This is a genomic window from Rhodopirellula sp. UH5 (genome assembly GCF_056839225.1).
Genome location: NZ_CM166390.1, coordinates 5,430,411 through 5,455,348, shown reverse-complemented (window position 1 = coordinate 5,455,348; position 24,938 = coordinate 5,430,411). Strand labels below are relative to the sequence as shown.

At 56.2% G+C, this 24,938-nt stretch carries 17 protein-coding genes; 15 read left to right on the top strand and 2 right to left on the bottom strand.

Annotation, left to right across the window (positions count from 1 at the left end; genetic code table 11):
• The first annotated feature begins 24 nt into the window (after nt 1-24).
• From UH5x_RS19340 to UH5x_RS19305, 8 genes are all read left to right on the top strand, one after another.
• On the top strand, nt 25-2,223 hold the full coding sequence (locus tag UH5x_RS19340) for a C1 family peptidase (RefSeq protein WP_482633374.1): 2,199 nt from the start codon (nt 25-27) through the stop codon (nt 2,221-2,223).
• A gap of 27 nt (nt 2,224-2,250) precedes the next feature.
• On the top strand, nt 2,251-5,319 hold the full coding sequence (locus UH5x_RS19335) for a hypothetical protein (RefSeq protein WP_482633373.1): 3,069 nt from the start codon (nt 2,251-2,253) through the stop codon (nt 5,317-5,319).
• Between the two features lie 14 nt (nt 5,320-5,333).
• Entirely contained in the window at nt 5,334-7,553 is a 2,220-nt protein-coding gene (locus tag UH5x_RS19330) for a GMC family oxidoreductase (protein ID WP_482633372.1), read from the top strand.
• The gene (locus UH5x_RS19325) at nt 7,550-8,449 is read left to right on the top strand and encodes a hypothetical protein (RefSeq protein ID WP_482633371.1); all 900 of its coding nucleotides are present in this window, start codon (nt 7,550-7,552) and stop codon (nt 8,447-8,449) included. Before UH5x_RS19330 ends, UH5x_RS19325 begins: the two co-directional genes overlap by 4 nt.
• The gene (locus UH5x_RS19320) at nt 8,446-10,158 is read left to right on the top strand and encodes a hypothetical protein (RefSeq protein ID WP_482633370.1); all 1,713 of its coding nucleotides are present in this window, start codon (nt 8,446-8,448) and stop codon (nt 10,156-10,158) included. The genes UH5x_RS19325 and UH5x_RS19320 overlap by 4 nt, the downstream gene beginning before the upstream one ends.
• Complete coding sequence (locus tag UH5x_RS19315; protein WP_482633369.1) at nt 10,155-11,270, top strand: hypothetical protein; 1,116 nt, start codon at nt 10,155-10,157, stop codon at nt 11,268-11,270. The genes UH5x_RS19320 and UH5x_RS19315 overlap by 4 nt, the downstream gene beginning before the upstream one ends.
• An 82-nt stretch (nt 11,271-11,352) precedes the next feature.
• The gene (locus tag UH5x_RS19310) at nt 11,353-15,798 is read left to right on the top strand and encodes a patatin-like phospholipase domain-containing protein (protein WP_482633368.1); all 4,446 of its coding nucleotides are present in this window, start codon (nt 11,353-11,355) and stop codon (nt 15,796-15,798) included.
• A gap of 92 nt (nt 15,799-15,890) precedes the next feature.
• The gene (locus UH5x_RS19305; RefSeq protein ID WP_150122466.1) at nt 15,891-16,154 is read left to right on the top strand and encodes a hypothetical protein; all 264 of its coding nucleotides are present in this window, start codon (nt 15,891-15,893) and stop codon (nt 16,152-16,154) included.
• Here UH5x_RS19305 and UH5x_RS19300 read toward each other — a convergent pair.
• Complete coding sequence (locus tag UH5x_RS19300) at nt 16,115-16,594, bottom strand: bacterioferritin (protein ID WP_047812725.1); 480 nt, start codon at nt 16,592-16,594, stop codon at nt 16,115-16,117. The two genes, UH5x_RS19305 and UH5x_RS19300, sit on opposite strands and share 40 nt — an antisense overlap.
• A gap of 149 nt (nt 16,595-16,743) precedes the next feature.
• Here UH5x_RS19300 and UH5x_RS19295 point away from each other — a divergent pair, with 149 nt between their 5' ends.
• The 4 genes from UH5x_RS19295 (at nt 16,744) to UH5x_RS19280 (ending at nt 20,040) form a co-directional block, all read left to right on the top strand.
• On the top strand, nt 16,744-17,115 hold the full coding sequence (locus tag UH5x_RS19295; RefSeq protein WP_047812610.1) for a hypothetical protein: 372 nt from the start codon (nt 16,744-16,746) through the stop codon (nt 17,113-17,115).
• A gap of 62 nt (nt 17,116-17,177) precedes the next feature.
• Nucleotides 17,178-18,959, top strand: a complete 1,782-nt coding sequence (locus UH5x_RS19290) for a sensor histidine kinase (RefSeq protein WP_482633367.1) — start codon at nt 17,178-17,180, stop codon at nt 18,957-18,959.
• A gap of 135 nt (nt 18,960-19,094) precedes the next feature.
• Nucleotides 19,095-19,535 carry a response regulator gene (locus UH5x_RS19285; RefSeq protein ID WP_083434743.1) on the top strand — a complete coding sequence of 147 codons (441 nt, stop codon included), beginning with the start codon at nt 19,095-19,097 and terminating at the stop codon, nt 19,533-19,535.
• A gap of 166 nt (nt 19,536-19,701) precedes the next feature.
• Entirely contained in the window at nt 19,702-20,040 is a 339-nt protein-coding gene (locus UH5x_RS19280; RefSeq protein WP_047812609.1) for a zinc ribbon domain-containing protein YjdM, read from the top strand.
• 163 nt (nt 20,041-20,203) lie between these two features.
• On the opposite strand, the gene UH5x_RS19275 is transcribed toward UH5x_RS19280, so the two are convergent.
• Entirely contained in the window at nt 20,204-21,676 is a 1,473-nt protein-coding gene (locus UH5x_RS19275) for an ATP-binding protein (RefSeq protein WP_047812722.1), read from the bottom strand.
• An 18-nt stretch (nt 21,677-21,694) separates the two neighbouring features.
• Between UH5x_RS19275 and UH5x_RS19270 the strand changes: the two genes are divergently transcribed.
• From UH5x_RS19270 to UH5x_RS19260, 3 genes are all read left to right on the top strand, one after another.
• Nucleotides 21,695-21,898 (top strand): hypothetical protein, encoded by a 204-nt coding sequence (locus tag UH5x_RS19270; protein WP_482633366.1) that lies wholly within the window; start codon nt 21,695-21,697, stop codon nt 21,896-21,898.
• 238 nt (nt 21,899-22,136) lie between these two features.
• Nucleotides 22,137-23,594, top strand: coding sequence for a sigma-54-dependent transcriptional regulator (locus UH5x_RS19265; protein ID WP_482633365.1), 1,458 nt, complete (start codon nt 22,137-22,139; stop codon nt 23,592-23,594).
• Nucleotides 23,591-24,502, top strand: coding sequence for a universal stress protein (locus UH5x_RS19260; RefSeq protein ID WP_482633364.1), 912 nt, complete (start codon nt 23,591-23,593; stop codon nt 24,500-24,502). The genes UH5x_RS19265 and UH5x_RS19260 overlap by 4 nt, the downstream gene beginning before the upstream one ends.
• Nucleotides 24,503-24,938: the final 436 nt, after the last annotated feature.

Here is a 24,938-nt window from a genome sequence, read left to right as displayed (position 1 = left end):
TGATCTGCACGAGGGCTTCACGCCATGCCTCGCAATGAAATCTCCCTGGACTCCACCGACTATGTGCTCGATGCGCGCCCCGATCGCATCGATCATCGCGACCGCCCCTATCAGCCACCGCTGATATCGCTGCCGAGTCGTTGGCCAACCGAGCGTGACATTGCGTTGGCGCTGCCCTATTTCTCCGCCCTGGTCGACGACCAGGGAACCGAGGGTGCCTGCACAGGGTTCGGGCTCGCCGCCGTCATCAACTTTGTCATCTGGCGAGACACGGTCTTGCGACTCCCACGCAGCGATCGCGGTCTGTTGGCAATCGACCTAGACCAGGCCATCTCGCCAGCGGTCAGCCCTTACCAGCTCTACCACCTGGCGCGCACCTACGATGAGTGGGAAGGCGAAGACTATGAAGGCAGCAGTTGCCGGGGGGCGGTCAAAGGTTACCACAAACATGGTGCGTGCTTGAAATCGTTGTGGCCGGAGAAGAAGCCACCCACGGGAGAGGCGAGGAGCCTCTGGCAAGCTGACGCAGCTTCGCGTCCCTTGGGGGCTTACTACCGCATCGACCGTCTGTCGATCAATGATCTGCAAGCCGCGATCTACGAAGTCGGTGCCGTCTACGCTTCGGCAAGAGTGCATGAGGGATGGAAGCTCTCTTCTTCCCCCGAAAAGTTACCGGTCATTCGTCGATCACCAATGGCCCCCCACATCGGCGCTCATTCCTTCGCAATCATCGGCTACGAATCACGCGGGTTCATTGTCCAAAACTCATGGGGTGGAGACTGGGGCTATTACGGTTTCGCAATCTTGCCCTACGACGACTGGGCGAACTCAGCCCTTGATGCTTGGGTCGCGGTCATGGGAGCGCCGACATCTGTGGCGGCCAACCACGTCGACGATGAAACCACCAACACCGGTGTCATGCAAGCGATGACGCTGCATAGTTATCGCAAGGACTCGCTGTCGCTCGCCACCACTCGAAACCCAGGTTGGTTCTGGGGGCGAAGTGATTCCGGCGAACGCACGGTCTCACCACTCAGCCGGGAAGAAGCCTTCGGTCTCACGGTTGTCCTTGAGAACGATGGTCGCCCACTGCGAAGACGGGTGGGTTTTGAATCGGTCGGAGAAGCCCTCGAGGAAATCGTCCACCAACTGCCCAAGCGTTGGTTTCAAAACTTCGGCGAAGAATTTGGGGACACGCTCAAGCTGATGGTCTTCTTTCATGGCGGCCTGAACAGCGAAACCGATTCTCTGCGGCGGATCGAGAAGATGGCACCTTACTTCCTTGCCAATGGAATTTACCCCCTGTTCATCACCTGGCGGACCAGCTTTCGGGATTCCATCACCGGCATCTTGGAAGACAGCCTGCAACGATTCTTTCGTCCGCCCACCCGAGCGGATTCGTTGGGCTGGCGAGAGGCAATTCGCGAACAGGTCAGTGAAGCCACAGACCGCGCGATCGAAGTCGCGTGCCAACAGTTGCTCGTCAAGCCGATCTGGACGCAAATGAAGCAGAATGCCCAAGCGGCGATCGCACGTGATCGAGGAATGTACTTGGTTGCACAGTCCATCGAGAAACTGTTCGGAGAACTGGGCGGAGGAGAACTTCATTTGATCGGGCATTCAGCCGGATCACTTCCGATTGGCCATTTGTTGCGGCGATTGCAAACACGATCCATGTCGGTTCAATCCTGCCGACTCTTCGCTCCCGCCTGCACAACTGATTTCGCAAACGACCATTTCGGCCGCGCCTTTGAACGAGAGGTGCTGTCACCGGATGACTTCTACTTGCACGTGTTGTCGGACAAACTCGAACGGGACGACAACATCTCTCGCTATGGAAAGTCCTTGCTCTATCTCGTCTCTCGTGCGCTCGAGATCAACCACAAGGAACCATTGCTGGGTTTGGAATACCTCCACCAAACGGATCCCGCCCAGGTGCCAAACGACTTTTGGCACATTCCGATGTCGCGCCGAGATGGCGATCGAGTCAACCCAGATGTCCAGCGTTGGCAAGAAAACTTCCTGCCATTGATTCCGACCAAGAACATCACCGTGCACACCGAAACCGATGTGGTGACTCGCGTGGGTTCACACGGGACATCAGACACCATCCGACAGACCCACGGTTCCTTCGACAACAACATCGGTCTGCTGACGAAATGCATTTCTCAGATCAGGGGCAAGGAAGCCAATCCGAAGGTGACTGACTTACACGATCAATAACCAAAGATCCCCTGGAAGGTGACGTACATGACACCAATTGCATGCAAGGGTCAACGTGATCGAATGATCGCGACGACTTGGGTTCTGATCGCCTTGGCAAGCCTCACGTTCTCCACCGGATGCTCTCGCGAGGCTCCTCCAGACGAACCGAAACTCGAAGGGTATCCCGCTAACCGTCAAGGCGCACTGGACCGTTTCCCGCTCGCCGAACGCGACTACTTCCACGGCATGGACAAGCAGGAAGATGCTGACGGGAATGTGGTCGACCTCGATCTGTCACCAGAGGAGATCAAAGGACGCAACGCTTGGTTGTTGTGGACCGGTGGCAACGAAGCCTTCTGGGACTGGTTGGCTCGCAACGGCTATGCCACGATTGATTTCCTCAAGGTCATCGACAGCCGTCATCGAAGCGATCGCTTCGCTCGCGCCGGCATGGTCAACGAACCTGGGATGCGTTCCTCCACCGACCGCGAAGCCAAACTTGCTCACGGAATCTACTACGACCGGCATCTTGATCAAGCCATTGGTTACGCTGGCCCGTTCAAGCAGGAAACCGCCTCTGCAAGAACCTCCGACTCACCTGCCTCAACCGACGATCCGAAGCACGGGACCAAGTCGGGCTATGACCCAGCCGATGGACCTGATCCACGAGTCTATGGCTATTCCAGTGGGGTCGTTGGTCTCAGGCTCTTTCCGAACCCCGAGTTCGACGGTGCTGCTCGGCGGCGATGGGATGCGGAACGCTACTACACGGACCTCGAATACGCCGCTCACCCCAAGACGATCCGGCCCTTTCGAGTGGGCATGTCCTGCGCGTTTTGTCACGTCGCGCCGCACCCGTTGAACCCACCCAGCGACTTCGAATCCCCCGCTTGGGAAAACCTCTCCAGCACGATTGGAAACCAGTTCTTGCGGGTGCGCGAGACGTTCGGCAACACACTCGAACCGGACAACTATTTCTACCATGTCTTGGACTCGCAGCTTCCCGGAACGATCGACACCTCCCTGATCGCAGCGGACAACATCAACAACGCCAACACGATGAATGCCATTTACGGGCTGTCATGGCGTGTCCGGCGAGCACTTCACAACCCGTCCGAAACCATCGGCCCCGAGTCGGAGCATTACGCCGGGGTTTGGGGCGAACCGGAGTACCCGCCGTCCATCTTTTCAAAGGAGTTTCGCGACGCCAGCCCGCAATTCGAAGGCAATCCAAGATCGGTTCCAAGGGTCTTGGTGGACGGAAGCGACAGCGTCGGTTCGTGGGTTGCGTTGGCTCGCGTTTATTTCAACATCGGTTCCTACCATCAAAACTGGATTCGACGCCACAACACGATTCTCGGCTTTCGAAAACAAGAACCGTTCAAACTGGCCGACGCGGAAGCCAACTCCGTGAACTGGCATGGCACGTTGCTGCGTGTCGACCCGATGACCGCCTTCTTTCTCAAAAGCAGCGATCCCACCCGACTCCGAGCTGCCAAGGATGCCGAAACCGATGGGAAGGAATTGGTACTCGGCACAGGCGTCCCGAGTGACCCTGCGTTGGAATCCGGACGACAAGTCTTCGCACGAACTTGCATTGCGTGCCACTCCAGCATTCAACCGGGGAATGACCCGAGCCTGGAAGCATTGATCGACCAAGCGATCGCGGAGGCCGGGAACGCACCACTCGTCAGCGAAAGAGAGGTTCTCTCGCTGACCATGAACGATCGCTGGAGACTCACTCGGGGCGATGGAAAACTCCCGGTCCAGTATCAACGCTGGGCAGAACGAGCGGTCGAACAACCTGAGTTCTGGAGAGAAAACTATCTCTCCGCTGACATCCGCCTTCCCGTCACGATGCTTCGCACCAACTCGGCTCGCGCGGTGGCCACCAACGCGATCCACGGCAACATCTGGGAAGACTTCGCATCCGAGACCTACAAAGGTCTCGAGACCGTCGGCTTGGTCGACTACCGCGATCCGTTTGCACAAGTCGACAAGTCTTACCTTGCGCCGTCCGGTGGCCCCGGGTACTACCGAGTCCCCACACTGATTGGGGCATGGGCCACAGCCCCCTTCTTTCACAACAATGGACTGGGCGATTTCAACAACGACCCCTCGGTTGCCGGGAGGGTCGCCGCCTTTGACGATGCGATCGAAAAACTACTTTGGCCGCATCGCAGAGCAGACCACGACCGCAATGCGCTGCGTTCCGATCAGTCGGTTGCCGCCGCGGACTATGCCAATGACCAAGGTTTGATTTGGCGGACGTCAGCGGATTCCTATCTGCACATCCGAAACTTTCAGATTCCAACGACACTGGCGGGTTTCACCGGTTGGCCACCAACTGTGCTGGCGTGGATCCCTTGGGTTCCGGCACTCTTTGCAATCGCCATCGGCGTGCTGCTGATTCTGAATGATTCCATCCGCGCCTTCTTGCATCGTCTCAAACGAAAAAAGCAGTGGCTACAACCGGCAATCTCCGCGGTGCAGTGGATCGTCGCTGCCGCCTTGGCGTTCGCCTCCATCGGCGTCCTTGTTGGACTTGTCAAGTTCTTCTGGACGATCCGTCGATGGGAGCAGATTCTTGAATGGCGGTTCTACTGGGTCGAAAGCCAAGTGGTTTTGTTCGCAATGCTCTTGGCGTTCGCGTCTTACTGGGTGATACACAGCAAGCTCCCGCTTCGAAATCTACAGCGTCGCCAAGCAAATTACGCAGGTGTCGCCAGCCTTCTGATCGGCGTGGTGTTCATCTTCGGCGTTGGAACGTTTCTCTCCGGACGCGGCGGAGAAATTCGCGTGGGCCCTTTCCCGGCGGGGATGCCTGTCAACTTGATCGCAAACACGGATCCGGACGCTCCCCTGAAGAAAAAGCTTGCCGCAGGCAAGAAGCTTCAGAGCTATTTGCGGGAAGCTCGGCGGCGTCGGGATGCCTCAGCAGAGCAGTACGACACGGATCTCTTGACGCTCTTTGAACAAGAGGTCGCCCCAGAACTGATCGCAATCAGCAAGTGCCCCGACTACGTGATGGACCGTGGACATGACTTTGTCTTTCTTCGAGACCTGACGGACCAGGACAAAAACGACCTGATTGAGCTCATCAAAACCTTTTAGCGGAGCAACCAAGAATGAGTTCGATCAACGACCTGTGGCAAGACCCCAACGCGACTCCCTTGGACTTCATCGTCGTCGGAGGAGGCGCCGGTGGCGGTCCACTGGCAGCGAGATTGGCCGAGCGTGGGTACCAGGTCCTCGTGTTGGAAATGGGACCGGTCAAACCACCAATGCCTCCCGATGCCACAGTGGAAAACACCGAGGTTCCGCTGTTGCATCCGGAAACAACCGAGGACCCGCGGCATTCGCTGCGGTACTTCGTCAAACACCATGACCATGATCCGGAACACAGCCTCGACCCCAAGGTTCACCTGGGTGAACAAGCGGACGAACGTGGCATCTATTACCCTCGTGCCCAGGGCATTGGCGGGTGCACGATCCACCACGCCATGATCACCATCTGTGGGCCACCGAAAGACTGGGACGAAATCGCAGAACTCACGGGGGACCCGTCGTGGCGAGGCGAATCCATGCGTGCCTATTTTGAACGCATCGAATGCTGCCACTACGATCAACCAAGATCCTGGTGGGGAAAATTCAAATCCGCACTCGGTTTCCACGGGGGCTGGCGAGACGGACGTCATGGCCACTCCGGTTGGTTGAACACAACCATGGCCAGCACGCGGTTCTTGAAAAAAGAGAAACAGTTCTTTCGATCCGTGCTGTCTGCAGCAGCTCAAAGCGCCGACTCGAGCACCGATCAAATCGCGGAATGGATCCGGCCAGTCCTCAAGGGACGTGCGTTTCCCGGCCTCGACCCCAACCACTGGAAAACAATACGGCACAGCCAAGAGGGTTTGACTCAAATCCCAACCGCGATCGGATTGGACGGTCGACGCAGCGGCGTGCGAGAACGTCTTCTGGATGCCGCCAAGGAGCACCCCGACCGCCTTCACTTGGTAGGTGATGCGATGGTGTCCCGGTTGCTCTTCGATCGCACGGGTGATACCCCGAGAGCCATCGGCGTCGAGGTTGTTCTGAAAGCCCATGCCTACCAAGCGGATCCCAACCACTCCGAGATTCCGACAGACTCTTTCAGCCAGCCCCAAGCCATCTACTGCAACCGGGAAGTGATTCTCTCCGGTGGGACGTTCAACTCCCCGCAACTCCTGATGCTTTCAGGGATCGGCCCCCAGGATCACCTTCAAACGAATCAGATCGAAGTGATCCATGATTTGCCCGGCGTCGGCTGTCATCTTCAGGACCGCTATGAGGTCCCCATCGTCGCGACTCTGACCGATCGCTTCCGCACCTTGGATGAACTCTCGCTGACCTCCTTGGGCGAAGCGGCCAAGAACGACTCGGTGCTTCAAGCATGGAAACGTGGGGACCAACCGATCGAGGATAACTTTTATGCGACCAACGGTGGCGTGATCGGGTTGTTCAAACGGTCGCAGAAAGAAGATCACACCCCTGATCTGTTCATGTTTGCAATCGCGGGACGATTCCCTGGGTACCAGGTTGGTTGGTCAAAGCCCTCGGCGCTCGCACCGGCAATCGGCTCGTCCCGTGTTCCAGAGAAGGCACCCACCGACGCCGCCTCCAAGCACAAACGCTCGCTGACCTGGGTGGTACTGAAAGCCAGAACGCATCATCAGGACGGTTACGTCCGACTCCGCGATGGGAATCCCAGCCGTCGCCCAGAAATCAATTTCCGCTCCTTCCCGGGTCTCCATGACGATGCTCTGGACGGCACTGACGCGGACCTCGAAGCGATCGTCGAGGGAGTGCAAACGATTCAGGAAATCTTGCTGCACGGAAAAAAGAGCGGTGCCATCGAGTCCTACGAACTTCCCGGCCTCAGCAGTTTTGATGGCGATATTCGACGATGGATCCGCCACACGGCCTGGGGACACCACGCTGCCGGCACTTGCAAAATGGGCAGTCAGGATGAAACCGATGCGGTGGTCGACTCACGCCTGAAAGTCCGAGGGATTCAAGGCCTGCGGATCGTTGACGCCAGCGTGTTCCCCAAAATCCCAGGCTACTTCATTGTCACGAATATCTACATGCTCTCGGAAAAGGCAGCGGACATTTTGACCGAAGATCATCCGCTTCCAGACAAACTCGCCACCGATCCCAACGCTCCGCTGCTGGAATCCTCCACGGCCCATGCGACGCGCCGTGCCTACCCAATTGAATTCGAACGGGAGGAGGCTGAACTGATCCGTCGCAGACGCCAAGTCGCAGGGCTTGATTCCTCCGTTCCTCCAAACGATGGAGCCCAATCATGACTCATGACCACGTCCCAAATGACCTGCCTTGGTTGAAGCAATTGCCGGGCGTGGAACCGACCGGCGACACGTCCGATTCAGCCGCCCCCTCGTCGCTTCCAAGCGACACGCTTGGCGTTGCACTTTCAGGGGGCGGTATCCGCAGCGCCTCCTTGTGCTTGGGGCTCGTTCAGTCCATGGCGAGTTGCGGATGGCTCCGACATGTGGACATCCTTTCAACCGTCTCGGGAGGTGGATATGCAGGGACCTTTCTAGGCCGCTACTTCGATCAGTGCCGACGCTTTGCCGACCACCAGGTTCCCGGCGCAGCCCAACGACGAGTGGCCGCCGGGTTGTCCAATTGCCAATCACCGCCAATCAGTTGGCTACGACGCTACGCAAACTACCTGGCGCCGACGGGCTTCGGTGAAGCGATGTTCAACTTCGCCGCGTTCTGGCGAAACTTTTTGTCCTTGCACGTTGTCTTGGGACTTTTCCTGCTGGCGCTGTTTGGGATCTTCAACGCGATTGGGTACTGGTTTCTCGGCACCGCCCATGACATTGGTCTGCAACACTTCACCGCCCTTGCCACCCCGATCACGGACGTCATTCTGCCGTGGAAGACTTCGCTTTGGTGGGTGAGTGCCGAACTGACATTCTGGCTAGCGACACTGCCACTGGCGCTAGCTTATTGGCTGGTTTCCCAAGACCACCATGAACGTTTTGTCGGAACGGTGTTCGTCGCGTCGATTTTAGTGGGGGTCTCGGCACTGGTTGGAATGAGCCAACCGCTGCCGTTGATCGTTGTGATTGCCGCGATCGCATGGTCCGTTTTCACGTGGTTCGACATTCGTCGAAAAGAAGGTCACGGAGATCCGAACAGTCGCTTTCGACTTGCAATTGCGCCAATCGATTGACCTATCGACTTGCTTTCTGGACGACGACGCTGGTCGTGATTTTGGTCCTGGCCTTGATTGACTCCTTGGGGTTTTGGCTGGCCCACACCACGCTCCAGTCAGAGCAACCATGGGGTGTGATTCAGCTGCAACTTTCCAGTGTCACGGTCGCGTTGCTAGCCCTGGCGCCCATCCTACGCTGGTTGGCAAGTTTCGTCGTCACGAACAATCCCGACAGTGGCGGTCTCCTGCGGTCATTCCTCCAAATCCCTTACCTCTCCTCCGTTTTGATGATCTTGGTCGGCGTGGTGATTCCGCTGTCGATCATTTCATTGATTTCACACATCAGCTTCGAAGTCGGGTATTCGCTTTGGCAGGGAATCGCGGTGGCAGCCGGGGCTGTCTTTCTCAGTTGGTTGCTTGGCCGGCAAACATCCCTGCCGTTTGTCAATCGAAGTGGTCCGCTCACGATTTACGCTGCCCGGCTGGCCCGAGTCTTTTTGGGTGCGGTGAATCCCGAACGACATCGTCACTCCGCCGGCGGCAGCGTCACCGACGTGATTTCGGGCGATGACGGCCCCTTCATTGAATACGCGCCGCACGAAGCGGGTGGCCCACTGCATCTGATCAACGTGTCCGTCAATGAAACCGTTGACGTTGCCAGCCAGCGAGGAATGCGAGATCGCCAAGCTGAGAACATGGCGGTTGGTCCAGCGGGCACCAATCTGTCCCGGCACTGGCATTCACTCTGGACAACCGAAAACGGCTGCCGAACCAGCGAACTGCGACCGATTGGCAACGCCAATGAAATTCATCCGATGCGGAGCAAGGTCACAGAGGCAGCCAAAACAGAATCGCTGAACGTCCGCCAATGGATGGCAATCTCTGGGGCCGCGGTCAGCCCCGGAATGGGACGTCTGACTTCCCCGGCCCAGTCCTTGTTGTTGACCTTGACCAACCTTCGACTGGGGTACTGGTGGGACAGCGGGATCTGGTCGGGACACCGCGTCTTGGTCCCGTTTCCTGCTGGGATCTTCGCCTGGATCAAGAACCTCTTCTTACGAATCTTCGCGACCCAAGCCTTGCTGCTCGGCGAACTTCGGGGACGATTCGCAGGCCCTTGGCGGCGACATTTCTACTTGTCCGATGGGGGACACTTCGAGAACACCGGTGCCTACGAACTCATTCGTCGCCGAGTTCCCCTGATGATCGTTTGCGATGCGGGAAGAGACCATCGGCAAAACGCCAGTGGGCTCGCCGAATTGACCCGAATTGCGAGGATCGATTTCGCGGCAGAGATCGAAGAAATCTCCTCCGATCCCGCCCAACTTCAATCGGAACTGATTCAGGCCTTGGGCTTGCCAATGGAAACGGCCAGCATGCTCGGGACGCTCGACGAATTGCTCTCCGTGGATGGAAATCCATCCGGAAAACATGCTGCCTTGCTGAAGGTTCGGTATGGATCGCCCTCCATCGACCAACGTTCCTCCAAACAAGCAACGGATCGCGAAGCTTGGAATGGGCGAAATTGTTCGTGGATGCTGTACATCAAGTCGACCGTCACAGGCGACGAGCCGACGGATGTCCGCAACTACCGTGGCCAGCATCCGGATTTCCCAAACGAATCGACAGCCGATCAATTCTTTGATGAGCCCCAGTGGGAAAGCTATCGCAAGCTGGGCGAACACATTGGTGACAAACTTTTCCATTCGATGGATGATCGATCATGAGCCAGCACTTCAACCGGTTCATGTTTCTCGCTTTGTTCTGGGTCCTGTTTCCCCAGACGGTAACTGCGAGCGATCACGCCGATCCCATTCGGCTCGCTCACACAGAGGCCGGCATCACGGGGTTGTTCGTATTCCCTGATGAGGCCAATGCCCATTTGGTGATTGTGCTGTGCACTCATCCCAGCCTGGAATCACCCCAGACTCTTCCTCTGGAACCGCTTCGATACATCCTGCATCTCGATCTGGATCCCGCTCTGACGTTCACAGAGCAAGACGCTCTCAACCGATATGGCGGGACCGTCCTGAGCCCGACCGAAATCGAGGCCGACCTCGAAATCCGATATCAACTCTCCGATGACATCGAACTGCAAAATCGCAGATTGGTTGGCCAGCACGCTTCCATTGAACTGCCATCTGCCGAGGTTGGCATTCACGACGACCCCTTCGTTTTCCATCGATTTCGATCCACCAACGTGGTGGCGATCGTCCAACAGATCCCCTTCGATCAACTCCCCGGTGATCCGAAGCATTTTCTCGTCTGGGCGACCACCGAACGATTCGGCAAACAAGTGGATCATGCTGGCAGGGCATTGCGAACGATGTTGCCCCGATTCAATTTCCTCAACACGCTGCACCCCAGCCAACATGTCGCGGCGATTCGTCAACAGCATGAGGCCCCCGGTGTGCTTCAAGATGTCTTGTCGACATTCGCGTCGCCGTTTTTCGCCATTCGACACTACGACTTCGCACCCGATGTCGTGATCTACAGCCGATCGCGACCGGCGGGCTATCCCAACGGTCGCCTGCTCACGGATGACGTGGCCAAACTCTGCTGTGAACAGGGCGACTGCCTGCTGTACGAGGTCTCGTTGGCGGATGCCCATGCCGACCATCTCCCCCGGCCAACAACCAACCCACAAGGATTCCAACCGGACTTCCCTTACTTGGCATCCGCCAATGACCAATCGATGCCACCGGAAGAACCACACCTGCGGACTCGAACCATCGTTCTGCTGGCCTCGATCGGTGCCAGCGTCGCTGTGCTGTTTGTGCTGCCATGGATCCTGCTTTGGAAAAGCCATCGCCGTGGATCAAAGCCACCCCTCCTCTGACAACCTGTTCTCTCCCCATCCATTCTCGCCGACTGATTTCCCGCGGACATGAAATGCTTCCGTTCTGGGTTAGGAGTTTCCAATGAATCGCTCAAACGCGCACAAAGATCCAACAGACGCCGTTGCGTCGTTCAACGAAGAAGTCGCCAAGCCGAAACAATGGCAATTAGAGGAATGGGAATGCATCGCAACTCGCCGGCAAAAGGCTTATGCGTCCTTCTCCAGCAGGCAAGAGGCATCCCTCAAAGAAGAACCGAAGAACCTCACCGGATTGGCTCTTTCGGGCGGTGGGATTCGTTCGGCATTGTTCAACGATGGATTTTTGCAAGCGTTGTCTCATCGTGGATTGCTGAGATACGTCGACTATCTCGCCAGTGTGTCAGGCGGTGGCTACATCGCTGGCCACCTGATGGCTCAAAGTGACAAGACCTCTGAGAAGTGTTTTCACGACGACCCTGATCGAGCTGCCCTCGGACGCGATCCCGTCACCGGTAAAATCGCGAACGATCGACTTCCCGGCATCGGCGGGTACCTGAGTCGTCCCCTGGAATTCATCCCCGCCTACCTCTGGTCATTCTTCTTTTCGCTCGCTTTCTACCTGGGGATTGTCGGCGTCATTTCGACGGTCGCCGCACTCTTTTGGAGATCATTCGACAACATTCAGTTCCGTGAAATCTACTCCAGTTCACTCGGGCTGAACCAGTTTGGTGATGAACTGACGATTGCTTTTCTCCCCACTCTCTTCGTGCTCCTGTTGTTGGTGACGAGCGAACTCATCCTGACGGTCTGCCGCTTCTCTTCAAAGCTCAATGGGCAACGATTGATCAAGATCCATCGTTGGTTTCGTGCCACCACGCTACTCGCCGCAGTATTCGCCGCTTTGACATCCATCGCGATTTTCCTTGGCAATGGAAAGTCGTTTGTCGAATCTGGCACCAACACACTCTATCTCAATCGATACGTCCAGTACTTTGCCATCACCGCTGGCGTGATCCAGGTGCTCGTCTTCTTGGGCAGAGACCGTCTGTTTCGGTCCGAACGAGGCGAAGCCAAAGGTTGGCAACGGCATGTCCAGTACGCCGTGACCACGCTCGTGATCATCACCATGGTGTTCTCCATGGTGCACTGGATGGGCCGAGAAAACATCAGCAACTACACCGAGTACCGTGACCCGCATCTTGTTGTCGGTGACGTCCAGGACTGGAAACGACTGCAGGCCATTGGTGCGACCTATCCGAACGAATCAAACATCAATCTGCAGACCTTCGATTCCGAAAAAGTTGTCCTGCCGACCGTTCAACGCGAAGTCGTTTTCAAGTCCGGTCAGATTGCTCCCAAAGGTCGTTGGCATCTCGCCGTTGCCAAGTCCCGACTCAATCTTTTCGGCTACGACAAGGTCAAAGAAGCCGACTTATCGGAGCCTTCACCGCCCGACGTCCAAAGTCTGTTGAAACTGAGCCAAGAAGACCGCGATGAAAACAAAGTCGTGATCTATCAGTCACCTTCCGAAACCTGGTTGCTTCCCAAACGTTTGCTCGCCGCCGCCTATGGCTATTGGCAATGTGTTTTGGTCGGTCCAAAAACCGCGGATCGAGAAGGGTCAGAACCCATCGAACCCCTCATAGAGAATGTGACGCTTCAACAGGCTCAAGACATGAGCGTCTATGAAACGGTCGATGACATCATTGCGGCGTACAGGCTTAAACGCGTCCGGCAAGAAAAGTACTTGATTGGCTTCAATCAATTTTTGGACCAGCCCGAATTCACTCAGTTCCTACTGAGCCGAATTAATCTTCGCCTAGCACCCCCAACCGAATCCGGCCCTGACAACAATGCAGCAGCGGAAAATCCGTCCCTCAACCTCAACCAGTTCCTGACTTCGAGCGCACTCCAACTCACAGACAGCCAAAGAAAAAGCCTGACAACACATTTCCACAGTTTGAACCTTGACGCTCCCGACGCACCATCCGAGGAAGGCTCTCCCAACGAAGCCTTCCTTGAGCCCGCCGTGGTCAATCGAATTTTGCTGGAAGGACTCTATCCAGCGGTGATTCAGCGCAAGAATGTTCCAAGCACCCTCGTTGTTCCTCCGCACGATCAACGCACACGTCAACGTTGGTTGATCGGATGGACGTTGCTTTTGTTCGTCGGTTTGATCGGCGGACTCGGCCCTCACCGCGTTGCCACGGTGTTCCATTTCTACCGTCGGCAATTGACAGCAAACTTTCTCGTCCCCACCAACAACCCCGATCTTCAGTACGGTGAAAACCCACTCAAATCAGTGCAGCCCTACGAAGACGGGCTGCCCTACCCACTGGTCCTGGCTGGTGCACTCAAGCCTTCGTCTCGCAACGGCAGCTACCGGGTTGCGGCACGCCCCTTCGTCTTCAGCCCCCTTTACTCGGGTTCCTTCGAAGACGGGGAGGAGCCTTTCGACAGTGAGCAACTGAGTTTTGGCCGCAATCCCAAAACCCCACCACTCACTCTCGCCGATGCAGTGACCCTCTCGGGCGCTGCCATCACCCCGCTGATGTCTCAAAACCGATGGTTGACCATCATTCTGGACTTTTTCAACACCGGGATTGGGCAACGGGTTTGCCGCACCGATCGAACGAAGGCGAACACCAAACCCTCCTCAGATCGCTGGCCTCTTCAGACACTGATCGCGTGCTTGCTGATTGGCTTGGTTTACTGGCAGCACATCGGATTTGGTTGGTCTCTCGCCTTGGTGTTCGCCACGACCGCCCTCTTCTGTCAGTGCTGGAGTTTCTTCATCGGATCACCGGGATGGATTCGAGCACTCACCTTTCTTCCTGAAACCTATCACGAAGTCCAATTCAACCAGAACCAATCGTTTTACATCGCAGATGGAGGGTACGTCGACTATCTCGGGGTGAGCGAACTGCTGAGACGGCGTTGCGAATTGATCGTCGTCAGCGATGCCGGAGCCAATGTTGGTGGAGATTCCCTGGGGACTCTGGCGCGGATGTGCCAACGTGCTGAGAGCGAGCAGGGCATCCGGTTCCTGGACCTGGATCACGAAGCACCCATCGACTTTGGCCGCCTCGAAATTGATGACCAAAGTCGCTTGGTCCATCAACCATTCATCTGCATGCGAGTTCGGTACCCTGAGCCGAATCGAGAAGAAGGGATGTTGGTCTATTGCCAAATGTCGATCACCGCATCGGACCCCATTGAGATCAAGAACATCCGCAACTTGTTCCCCTCGTTCCCCGACGAACCAACGGTGAACCAGTTCTACAACGACAAACAAGTCGCCGCCTATCGTGCACTGGGTTATCACATCGGCAAACGTTTTTGCAGCGAACTGTACCCGTGGTTCGATGAACGTTCCAAGCTTCCCCCACAGGGAGCAACTGCCAGAAAATCCAGCCCACCGAAACAGGCCACGTCGCATCGCAAAAAAGACAAAGCCTCCAAGTATGAGAGCTTTGTCAAGACTTTGAAGAACGGGTTCCCCGACACGCAATTGGGAACGCAACTTCCATCCCAGCAGCCACTCTTTCGCATCGTCGGCGAACGTCTGCTGACCGCTTATCGCTTGGCCTGTTACCAGGAGATCACTTACAACAAGGACGACATCTTCGGGGAAGCCGTTTGGACGGGTGGAGAAATTGCTTTTCCCTCGTTGCCGTGGGAAATCCAGCAGTTTTCTGCCGAACAAGAATTGGAATACGACCTATCGAATCACTGGTTGAAGCGTTACGAACTCAACCCGGATCTGCGAAGCGCCTACCGGGCCGCCGTCATCGAAGACATCAATTCTCTCGGTGTGGAAGCGGATTCCTACTGCGGGGCACTTTGGACAGCCCTTCGGGAGCGACAAGGAAAAGGAACCGCTCTCGAGGCTCACTTGGCAGCCCACCTGACATGCATCGCGGTTGCCTGCCAGGAAATCCACCGCGGAAGACCCAATGCAGCATTTCAAGTCGGTGGACGAGACAAGCTGATCGACCTGTGTGATCGCATCGCAAATCAAATCGCCAAAGTCGCCCCTGTCCAATTCCGACACACCAGCATTGACCAGATCTTCAAGGACCTGGATGGCACGATCGCGGAACTGATCGAAATGGAGCGGTCCATCTTTCAAGGCGGCGAACACGTCGCGACCATCTCCTTTGCTCAGTGCATGAGTTCCGCGTGGGGGCGAATGGCTCGAGAGTTTGAAATGCAGTCCAAGCAAGCCGAGACGATCAGCGATTTCACCTTTGCACAACGACTCTTTCAAACCGATGGCCTGCTCGGAATGTTCGAGCAACGTGGAAATGAAACCCCACAATCCATTGAGACCTTTGATCTGATCACGGCTGAAATCCGTCACCAACTTGACATCGGCATGAAGGAAATCCGCTTGAAGGCCATCCGCAATGGTCTGGCCAAATCGTGGTACACAGGATTCTTCAACGCCAAACAATTGGAATCGTTCAAGACATCGTGGGGCGATTCTTCGGATGACAAAGCGCCCGAGACAAGCACTGCCAAGTCTCCCTCCCAAACCAAGAAATAGCCGCGACGACGAAGGCTTTCCAGCGATCGCAGCGAACTTTGGCGGAGCGACATTTGTCGCTTCCGCTTCCTCAACTCGTGATTGGAGCAGCCATGACCTACGACGACGATGTCATCGTTCGCTACCACGACGAGATGACGTTCGTCAACGCGACCGTCGAGGGTGAACTTCCCACAGCAACGATCCAATCACTCGCAGCAGATCGACGGTCCAAGTTGGCTCGCGTCGAAAATTGGCAGGACAACGCCTCGGTCATCGACGAGAGCGTCGCAACATTGCCGGCGGCCGACTCCCTGATCGATGCATGCAACCAACTCTATTCGTCCGAGTTCGCTGGCATGTGCTTGGCGATGTAGGATGGTTCCCCCATTCGCTCCAGCAGATCCAGTTGCAATTCCAACCAACCGGCGTGACCTTCTTCGTCCACGGCGATTCGTTCGAACAATTGGCGAGTCCCGATGTCACGGTCTTCGCTCGCTTGAATCGACGCCGTGGTGTAGAACTCGATCGCTTCCTTTTCGTCGGCCAAGTCGGATTCAAACATCTCTTTCAATGACTTTGCCTGCACAGGCGTTTTCTGCATCGCCACGTTGGGGCTTCCGTTCAGAAACAAAATCCGGTTCAGGAAGTCTTCCGAGTGCCCCAACTCCTCTTGCAATTCTTCCCGCATCTTGGACGCCAACAGGCCCATTCCCCAATCGTCCAGCACACAAGCATGCAACTGGTATTGGTGGGTCGCGGTCAGTTCCATGCCCAACGCTTTTTGCAGGTTCTCGATCGTTTGTGTTTTACTCATCATTCTTCTCAAATTGTGTTACGAAAAAACAAAATCAAGCGTCGTCGGAGACTCGATCCCCACCCATGTAATATGACCAAACGAGCGTCTCATCAACCAACCCAAACGTCTCGGTCCACCGAGATTCGTTTTTCCAGCAAGATCCCCGTATGGAACCACCGACATCCAAGAACGAACTGCCCGATCATCACTGCCCGGTGTGCGGAAAAAAACAGCGCGTCTTCCTTCGCTACCCGTGGCACATTTGCAACGAATGCCTGAGCCTCGCAGAAGATGGCGATGGGCGTCGCTTGGCATTTGGAAACACAAGTGCTTCTGGAGGCCTCTGTTACAACTACCCCGAAGAACCAGAACTGGCTGCTCAAATTTGTTACTCGGTCATTTGCCTGATTCACCGACGGCCCGTGCTTGTCACGGAAGCTCGCTTTGGCGGCGTGGTGGCACAACCGTTGCCATCATCGCATGTCGTGACCAAGGACAAACACGGCTGCGTCGAATTGACACGCCGCACCATCCATTGAGAAAGGTGGAGGGAATGAGCATCGCGGGAACCCTTCGGGGCGCCGATCAATGAACGAACAAGATGCACGACCAACGCCATCACTTGCGTTTGCTTGCGGCACGCAACAAAATGCAGAAGTTTCGGTACAAACAACCCGCGGCAATCCATCCAATGCGTACATCCACGCTCGTTCTATGCATTGGCCTCTGCATTGCTACCGTGTCGATCATCAGCTTTTACATGATCTCGGTTGAACAACAGCGTCATGCCGTCAACGAGCTGGCGGCGAAAGTGACTGACACCACCGAACGTCTTGAACATGAGATCGGTTACGGAGGCCTCATCCACAACTTCAAGAACTACGTGCTGCGCCCAGATGAGCCAGAGCACTACGAGAAAGCCCTCCAAAACGCGAGGAATGCAAACCGGCTGATTCGCGAATTGGAACGGATTGATCAAGGCCCGATTCAAGGTGCTCCGCTTCCACAAACCACACGCATGATCGCGCAATACGCGGGGCAGTTGATCGTCGTCCGCACCATGGCGGACAACAATGCCACGGCCCGTGAAATCGATGCTGCTGTTCGTTTCAACGACACTTCGACTCTCAACGAGTTGGAGGCGACCATGCATTCCCTTCATCAATCCTGTCGCGTCGAAGCCGAACGACTTGAAAAGCACACGCAAACGCTGATGCTTCTCAACATCCTTCTCGGAATCGGCACCGCGATCACCTTGTCGGCGGTGAGTATCCGCCAACATTTGAAAGACCTGCAGAATCAGGTGGTCTACATTCAGCTGTTGGGTGAAAGTGGGGGCATTTGGAATTGGAATCGACAAACCGACGAGGTCCAGTACGGACCCAAATTCCGTCAAATGCTCGGTTACGAGGGCACTGACCGGCAATCCTTCGCTGAGAATTTCCATGCAATCCGCGACCGTCTTCATCCAGACGACCTCGCCTTGTTCTTAGAGAATCTCACCACGCAACTCGATTCCCGCGTTCCCTTCAGCATCGATGTGCGGATTCGTCATCGAGACGGGCATTGTCAGTGGTATCGCGTGCATGCTCACACGCTGTTTGACCGATCAGGAAGCCCAATCCGGACCGCGGGTACCATCTTCAATGTGGAAGACAGAAAAAAGTACGAGCAGGAACTGCAAGAGAGCAATCGCGAACTTCAGCGGTTTGCGTCTGCCGCGTCGCATGATTTGCAGGAACCCCTGCGGGCGATCACCGGATTCAGCCAACTGTTGCAACAGCGGCACGCCGCTTCGCTCGATGAAAAAGGCCAGGGCTACCTCAAGCACATCATCGCCGGTGTGGGTCGCATGAAAGCACTGATCGACGACATTTTGAGTCTGTCTCGAGTCGGGCAATCGGAACTGGAATTCGCGGAAATCGAACTCAAACCCTGCGTCGACACCGCCCTTCAAAACCTTTCTCAATTGATCCAAGACACCTCTCCCGAAATCTTGGTCGCGGAACTGGGAACCGTGCACGGCCACGCAGGTTTCTTGGCAGAACTGTTTCAAAACTTGATTGGCAATGCGATCAAATTCCGCAAACCAGGCGAAACAGCAAAGATCGCGATCGACTGCCAGACCGATCAATCGCAGCACCTGATCACAGTCACTGACCAAGGGATCGGGATTGCAGAAAAGCACCACGACCAGGTTTTTGAACTTTTCAAACGCCTTCACCGCCGAGAACAAATTCCGGGCACAGGCATTGGCTTGGCCCTGTGCAAACGAATCGTCGAACGCCACCACGGCACCATCTCGCTGGTCTCCGAAGAGGGCGTAGGAACTTCCTTCCGAATTTCTCTTCCCAACAACATCCAAGCAGGTGGGCAGGAATGATTGGGTTGAATCCCGTGAGCCGTTTGGGCGTTCGCCCCGGTTGTGCGTGGGAACCGTGGCGAACGCCAGTCGGCTCACCTACCCGATGACACCTGCGTACCTGCTAGCACTCCACTTCCAATGCAAAACCTCCACATGTTGAATCAAGGAAAGCCCATCGACATCCTCTTGGCCGAAGACAGCGAAACCGATGCGGAACTGACCATCGATGCTCTGCAGCAAGGCGAACTCCGCAGCAACATTCACCACGTTTGGGATGGAGAAGAAGTCCTCCAGTTCCTTCGAAAGGAAGGCAAATACAAAGAGGCAGTGCGCCCTGATCTCATTCTGCTGGATCTCAATATGCCCCGCATGGACGGGAGAGCCGCACTGAAAGAAATCCGTTCCGACGACAAACTCAAATCCATCCCGGTCGTGGTCCTGACAACATCCAGCCATGATTGTGACATCGACGAATCGTACGGCTTGGCCGCCAACAATTACATCGTCAAACCGGTCGATCTGGTTCAGTTCTTTGACGTCATTCAGAGCGTCCAGCACTTCTGGGCGAACGTGGTCAAACTGCCGTCGAAGTAGAACAGGCGGGGTTACTCAGTGTCGGAAGTGCAGGTCAACGGATGACGCATCGAAGAGGATTTGAATGGCCAAGGTCACCTAAAAAGGGGGCCCACTACGCGCCACCGCTCATTTTGCAACAATGGGTCTTCGCCGTTGTCCGATCCTACAAACCCAATTCACAAAGATGAGTGACCTGCCGAACTGCCCTGAATGCGAGGGCACTTTCACCTACGAAGACGGCATTTTGCTGGTCTGCCCAAGCTGCGGCCATGAATGGTCGCAAGCGGATGCCGAGGCCGCTGCGGAAGCAGACATCGTTCGCGATGCCAACGGGAACGCACTCGAAAACGGCGACACCGTGGTTGTGATCAAAGACTTGAAAGTCAAAGGCGCTGGTCAGACCGTCAAAGTGGGCACCAAGGTCAAAAACATTCGCCTGGTCGATGGCGATCACGACATCGACTGCAAAATCGATGGGATCGGTGCCATGGGACTGAAGTCGGAATTTGTCCGCAAGGCCTGAGCGCGCCGCTCGGCATCTGCACCGTTTGAAACTCGGTGGCAGCGTTCCCTCCTTCAGCGAACGTGGGCAAGTCGCCCGCGAAAACCAGTTTGGATCCAAGGTCAGCTCGCAGCGCCGATCACCGTGCCCCCAAAAACACGTTCGCTGGAACGGAAGTCACCGTTCACGTGAGCGTGACTTCCCGGATCGCCGATGGGGTCTCTGCCGTTTCTCGCGGCATGCAAATTTGAATCCTGGTTCCTGACGCCTGAGTGAGCGCGGTGACCGTGCCCCCGTGAGCTTCGATGATGCGTTGGCAGATCGGCATCCCCAATCCAGTCCCGGTGGGTTTCGTTGTGTAGAAAGGTTCGAACAGGTGCGTGGCCTGCTCTTGATTGAGGCCCGGACCATTGTCCGAGACACTCAGGCAAACTTGATCGCTGGTGCACTCACAATGAATTTCAACCCGGACGGGGTCTTCCGTCGCCTCCAATGCGTTGAGAAACAGATTGCGAAAAACCTGCTCCATCCGACAGACATCCACGACCGCGAGGTGCTCGCAATTCGACATCTCCTCCATCAACTCTGCGTCCCGGTGCTCTCGCTTGGATTCCAGATCGCGCCAAGCCCGACGCCAAACATCTCTCAGATCAACACTCTCCAACTCAGTCTGAATGGGTGCCGCATACGCTCGTACACTTTCCAGCAGTGTTGCGAGATCTGATGCGGCTCGTTGGATCGCGGTCACTTCTTCTTCCGAGTCTGCGTTGCCGTGGACATTCATGGCCAAGACTTCGGAGGCCGCTTTGATCCGCTGAATCGCATTGCGACTTTCGTGAGCCAAAGCCGCGACGGTTTCTCCAATCGCTGCCAAACGCTCCGCACGAACGACTCGCTGATTCGCTTCGCTCAAATCGGAAACATCGATGCCGATCGACAAAATGAACTGAGCCCTTCCATCGTCATCCTGCAGCTTGGAATTCGACCAACGAATTTCACGAGCCTCGCCGTTCTTGCAGTGAATTCGATTGGTGAACCCGCGAGACGCCCCCAGTCTCACAGTCGTTTCAAAGAGTTGTCCGACCCGCTGAATGTCCTCGGGAAAAACACATTTCTCCAACCAGTTCTCGCCAATCAATTCCTCCTGAGACCAGCCCGTCAATTCGGTCAAAAAACGGTTGAAGTGAATCACCTGACCATCAAAATCCAGCACCAAAATGACAGCTTCGGCGGTCGCCTGAAGCCGCTCCGCAAAGGCATGCTCCTTTTGAAATTGTTGCTCCAAAATTCGTCGGTCAAGAATCCGCCGGGCTGTTGCAATGAGGTCCTCCGGAATGATCGGTTTGATCACGTAGTCCGAAATCCCCTGCCGAAAAGCATCGATTGCTGCCTGCAGATCACTGTACCCGGTCACCACAATGACAGGTGTCTTCGCACTCGCCACCAACAACTCCTGCAAACGATCTTCAATCAGCCCGTCGGGCAGTCGTCGGTCCGTCAAGATCAATCCGAACCGCTGTTTACCAAGAGCCTCCAAGGCCTCGTGGACGGATCCCGTGGTGGTGACGTCAAATCCGCCAACGGACAACACGTCGGACAGCGACTCTGCTGAGTCTGCATCGTCTTCGATAACAAGAATGTGATTGAGAACACGCATGTGAATCCTGGACCACGAATGGCAACGGTTCGCCCAGGAGGCGAAGTGGCTGCTGTTCGCTGGTCGGAAGTGAAAAGCGGAAGTGACGAGTGGGAGACTGAAGCAAGCAGCGAGGGTTGCCTGCTTGGGCACGAGCGGCATTTGGCCAAGGCGAAAGGCAACGCCCAGCAAAACGCGAATGACCAAACGCGAACGATGTGCCATGGCGAAGCAGCGATCTGAGCGACCGGAAAAAGCCACGCCTGCAGTGATCGCATCGCCCCATTTTCCATCACCGTATTCGCTGGCGTCCCTCCCTGAACACGTCGCTCGTGCCATACCGCACACCAAGTGCCCCCAGCCGCACACTCGCAACCCCTGGAGGGCTGATTCACCGTGATTCTGACACTGGAACAAAGATCGCAGAAGGAGGTGGTCCAGCCCAGATTCCCGACCAAAACTTGATTGCCTGAACCACGCCATGAGCCAAACCATTCAATTGCTACTCGTCGATGACGAAGATGACTATCGGCGCAGTTGTGGCAAGTTCATGGAGCGGATGGGGCACAGGGTCCGATTGGCGGCGAGCGGTGCCGAAGCGATGGCCTTGCTCGACCGCGAAGATTTTGACGTGGCTGTGTTTGACATCGACATGCCGGGGATGAGCGGATTGGAATTGATGCAGCGCGTCCAAGAGGAAGCCTTGGATGTCGAAGTCCTTTTCTTGACGGGCAAAGGAACCATCGAAGCCTGTGTGCAAGCGATGCAGATGGGCGCCTGCGACTTTTTGACCAAGCCATGCTCACTGGCTGATTTGGAACATCGCGTGCAACTTGCCCGCCAAAGAGGGCAACTCCGAAAAGAGAACCAACAACTCAAAGCCATCGTGACGCGAAGTCGTCCATCCCCCAGGTTGATTGGCAAGTCTGCGGCGATGAAGGAACTCACACGGATGATTTCGAAAGTTGCACCGACTCGCAAACCGGTGCTGATCGAGGGAGAAAGTGGAACAGGCAAAGAAGTGGTGGCTCGCGCCGTCCAACAACAAAGCGATCTATCGGACCAACCTTTTGTGACCGTCAACTGCGCCGCCTTGCCACAGCAGCTGGTCGAAAGTGAACTGTTTGGTCATCAAAAGGGATCCTTTACCGGAGCAACCGCCGACAAACCGGGGCTGTTCGAAATCGCCGATGGCGGGACGCTGTTCATCGACGAGGTCGGCGAATTGCCGCCCGAATTGCAACCCAAATTGCTGCGGGTGCTGGAAGACGGGTCCCTCCGCCGGATCGGCTGCCACCGCGAACGCAAGGTGAAGGTTCGCTTGATCGCCGCGACCAATCGAGACCTGACCGAAGAAGTCAAAGACGGACATTTTCGAGAAGACCTCTTCTACCGAATCAATGTTTTGACGCTGAGATTGCCTCCGCTGCGGGAGCGTGAAGGTGACATCGATCAACTCCTCCAGCACTTCCTACCGCCGGAATGGTCCGTGGACCCAGAAGCTCACAAAACGCTGATTCAGTACCACTGGCCTGGAAACGTTCGCCAGCTGATCAATGTCATTGAACGTGCGACGATTTTGGGCAACGATCAAAGGATCACGATGGAGGACTTGCCGCGGGAACTCCTTCACCCAATCGCCCGATCGACTGCCGCACACACCTCACCCAACCGGATCGTTCGAGAAACGAACCAATCGGGCGCGACTGCCAACGAGGCTTTCGCCAATGGCTTGCCAACCAAAACGGCCCCCCATCTCGCGCTCGGCGACAGCAACCTCAAAGTGGACGACCTTGTCAAAGCGCACGTGCTCAAGGTTCTCGAACAACTCGGTGGAAACAAAGCGAAAGCGGCTCGGCACTTAGGAATCCATCGCCGTAAACTGTATCGTTTGCTCGAACGCTTCGAACAAAACTTGCCCTCGGAAGAAATCCTATGAGTGAACCCAAACAGGCCCCCTTGAAAACGCTGGTCGGAATGGATTCTTCGCCGCCGGCCCGCAACGCATTGGAAGCTTTGGCACTGTCGCGAGTTTCGAAAGCATGCGAGGTTTCGCTGGCCACCGTTCTCCCAGAACCCTCGCTGTACCAAGTCGATGAAGCCGACCTGTCTTGGATCCCCCAAGAAGTCATCGATTCTCAAATCAAAGCCGAGCAGGCGCACCTGAACAAACTGATTCAAGAATTTGGCTCCCACTTCGCCTCTTGCCAGTCACTGGTCACGCAAGGAAACGCCGGCCGCGGATTGCTGGAATTGGCGGAAAAGATTTCGGCGGACTGGATCGTGCTGGCGTCGGTTGGGCACTCCGCGATTGCAAGAATCATGCTGGGAAGCACTTCCGACTATGTGGCCAACCGCGCCCAATGCACGTGCCTGATTCATCGCCCCGTTGATCCGCCGCTGGACACAACCGAAGGCATGTTTTCGCGCGTGGTGGTCGCCATCAGCAATGCCGCCCCCGACTCCAGTTTGCCTGGCTGGATCGAGTCGCTGCAATTGCAGCCTGGATGCGAGGTTCACCTGTTGCACGTGATCGAAACGCACCCGGAATACGAACTTCATTTGCTGAAGAAGGTCTCTGCCTACATGGAAGAGGTTCGCTCGGCCGCGTGGAAGCTGATGGAATCCACACGACCTCATTTGGAATCCTTGGGCATGAAAGTTCAACCGATGCTGGTGGAGTCCGCTCACGTGGGGCAAACCATCGTCGACTACGCCGACTCACACCAATGCGATTTGATCATCGTCGGCGACCAAGACGAATCCCTGATCGAGCGTGTCATGCTGGGAAGCGTCAGTCGCTTCGTCCTCCGACACGCCTCTCAATCAGTCCTCGTTGCTCGCTAAGGAACGGTCGGAAAACAACGGTTCACTTGCGAGAAGCTCCTTGCCACGCCCGCGGCATCCTTCCTTTGTCATGCCGTTTTGATCCCGGAAGGGGTTCAAGAGAGTCGGCGTCGGGAATCGATTGCTCCACTTCCCAACCCAACGGCGCCGCGCCAGCCAGCCGACGTCCCCTCTCCCCCGAAACGCGTTTCGGGGGAGAGGGCAAGGGTGAGGGGGCTTCCCCTGCGGACGGCGCGTCCGGCCTAAGAATGAATTCACCCTCCTGGCAGGAGGTTCGAGCGAAGCGAGGCGAGGTCGAGCGCGAACACGGTGCTCATTGAAAAGGTGAAACTGCAAACGGCCAATTGACTCGCCACTTCCCAACCCAACGGCGCCGCGCCAGCCAGCCGATGTCCCCTCTCCCCCGAAACGCGTTTCGGGGGAGAGGGCAAGGGTG

What these genes read in the sequence shown, in the direction of transcription:
- UH5x_RS19340 (WP_482633374.1), top strand. Translation starts at nt 25, where the DNA reads ATGCCTCGCAATGAAATCTCCCTGGACTCCACCGACTATGTGCTCGAT.
- UH5x_RS19335 (WP_482633373.1), top strand. Translation starts at nt 2,251, where the DNA reads ATGACACCAATTGCATGCAAGGGTCAACGTGATCGAATGATCGCGACG.
- UH5x_RS19330 (WP_482633372.1), top strand. Translation starts at nt 5,334, where the DNA reads ATGAGTTCGATCAACGACCTGTGGCAAGACCCCAACGCGACTCCCTTG.
- UH5x_RS19325 (WP_482633371.1), top strand. Translation starts at nt 7,550, where the DNA reads ATGACTCATGACCACGTCCCAAATGACCTGCCTTGGTTGAAGCAATTG.
- UH5x_RS19315 (WP_482633369.1), top strand. Translation starts at nt 10,155, where the DNA reads ATGAGCCAGCACTTCAACCGGTTCATGTTTCTCGCTTTGTTCTGGGTC.
- UH5x_RS19310 (WP_482633368.1), top strand. Translation starts at nt 11,353, where the DNA reads ATGAATCGCTCAAACGCGCACAAAGATCCAACAGACGCCGTTGCGTCG.
- UH5x_RS19305 (WP_150122466.1), top strand. Translation starts at nt 15,891, where the DNA reads ATGACCTACGACGACGATGTCATCGTTCGCTACCACGACGAGATGACG.
- UH5x_RS19300 (WP_047812725.1), bottom strand. Translation starts at nt 16,594, where the DNA reads ATGAGTAAAACACAAACGATCGAGAACCTGCAAAAAGCGTTGGGCATG.
- UH5x_RS19295 (WP_047812610.1), top strand. Translation starts at nt 16,744, where the DNA reads ATGGAACCACCGACATCCAAGAACGAACTGCCCGATCATCACTGCCCG.
- UH5x_RS19290 (WP_482633367.1), top strand. Translation starts at nt 17,178, where the DNA reads ATGCACGACCAACGCCATCACTTGCGTTTGCTTGCGGCACGCAACAAA.
- UH5x_RS19285 (WP_083434743.1), top strand. Translation starts at nt 19,095, where the DNA reads ATGTTGAATCAAGGAAAGCCCATCGACATCCTCTTGGCCGAAGACAGC.
- UH5x_RS19280 (WP_047812609.1), top strand. Translation starts at nt 19,702, where the DNA reads ATGAGTGACCTGCCGAACTGCCCTGAATGCGAGGGCACTTTCACCTAC.
- UH5x_RS19275 (WP_047812722.1), bottom strand. Translation starts at nt 21,676, where the DNA reads ATGCGTGTTCTCAATCACATTCTTGTTATCGAAGACGATGCAGACTCA.
- UH5x_RS19270 (WP_482633366.1), top strand. Translation starts at nt 21,695, where the DNA reads ATGGCAACGGTTCGCCCAGGAGGCGAAGTGGCTGCTGTTCGCTGGTCG.
- UH5x_RS19265 (WP_482633365.1), top strand. Translation starts at nt 22,137, where the DNA reads ATGAGCCAAACCATTCAATTGCTACTCGTCGATGACGAAGATGACTAT.
- UH5x_RS19260 (WP_482633364.1), top strand. Translation starts at nt 23,591, where the DNA reads ATGAGTGAACCCAAACAGGCCCCCTTGAAAACGCTGGTCGGAATGGAT.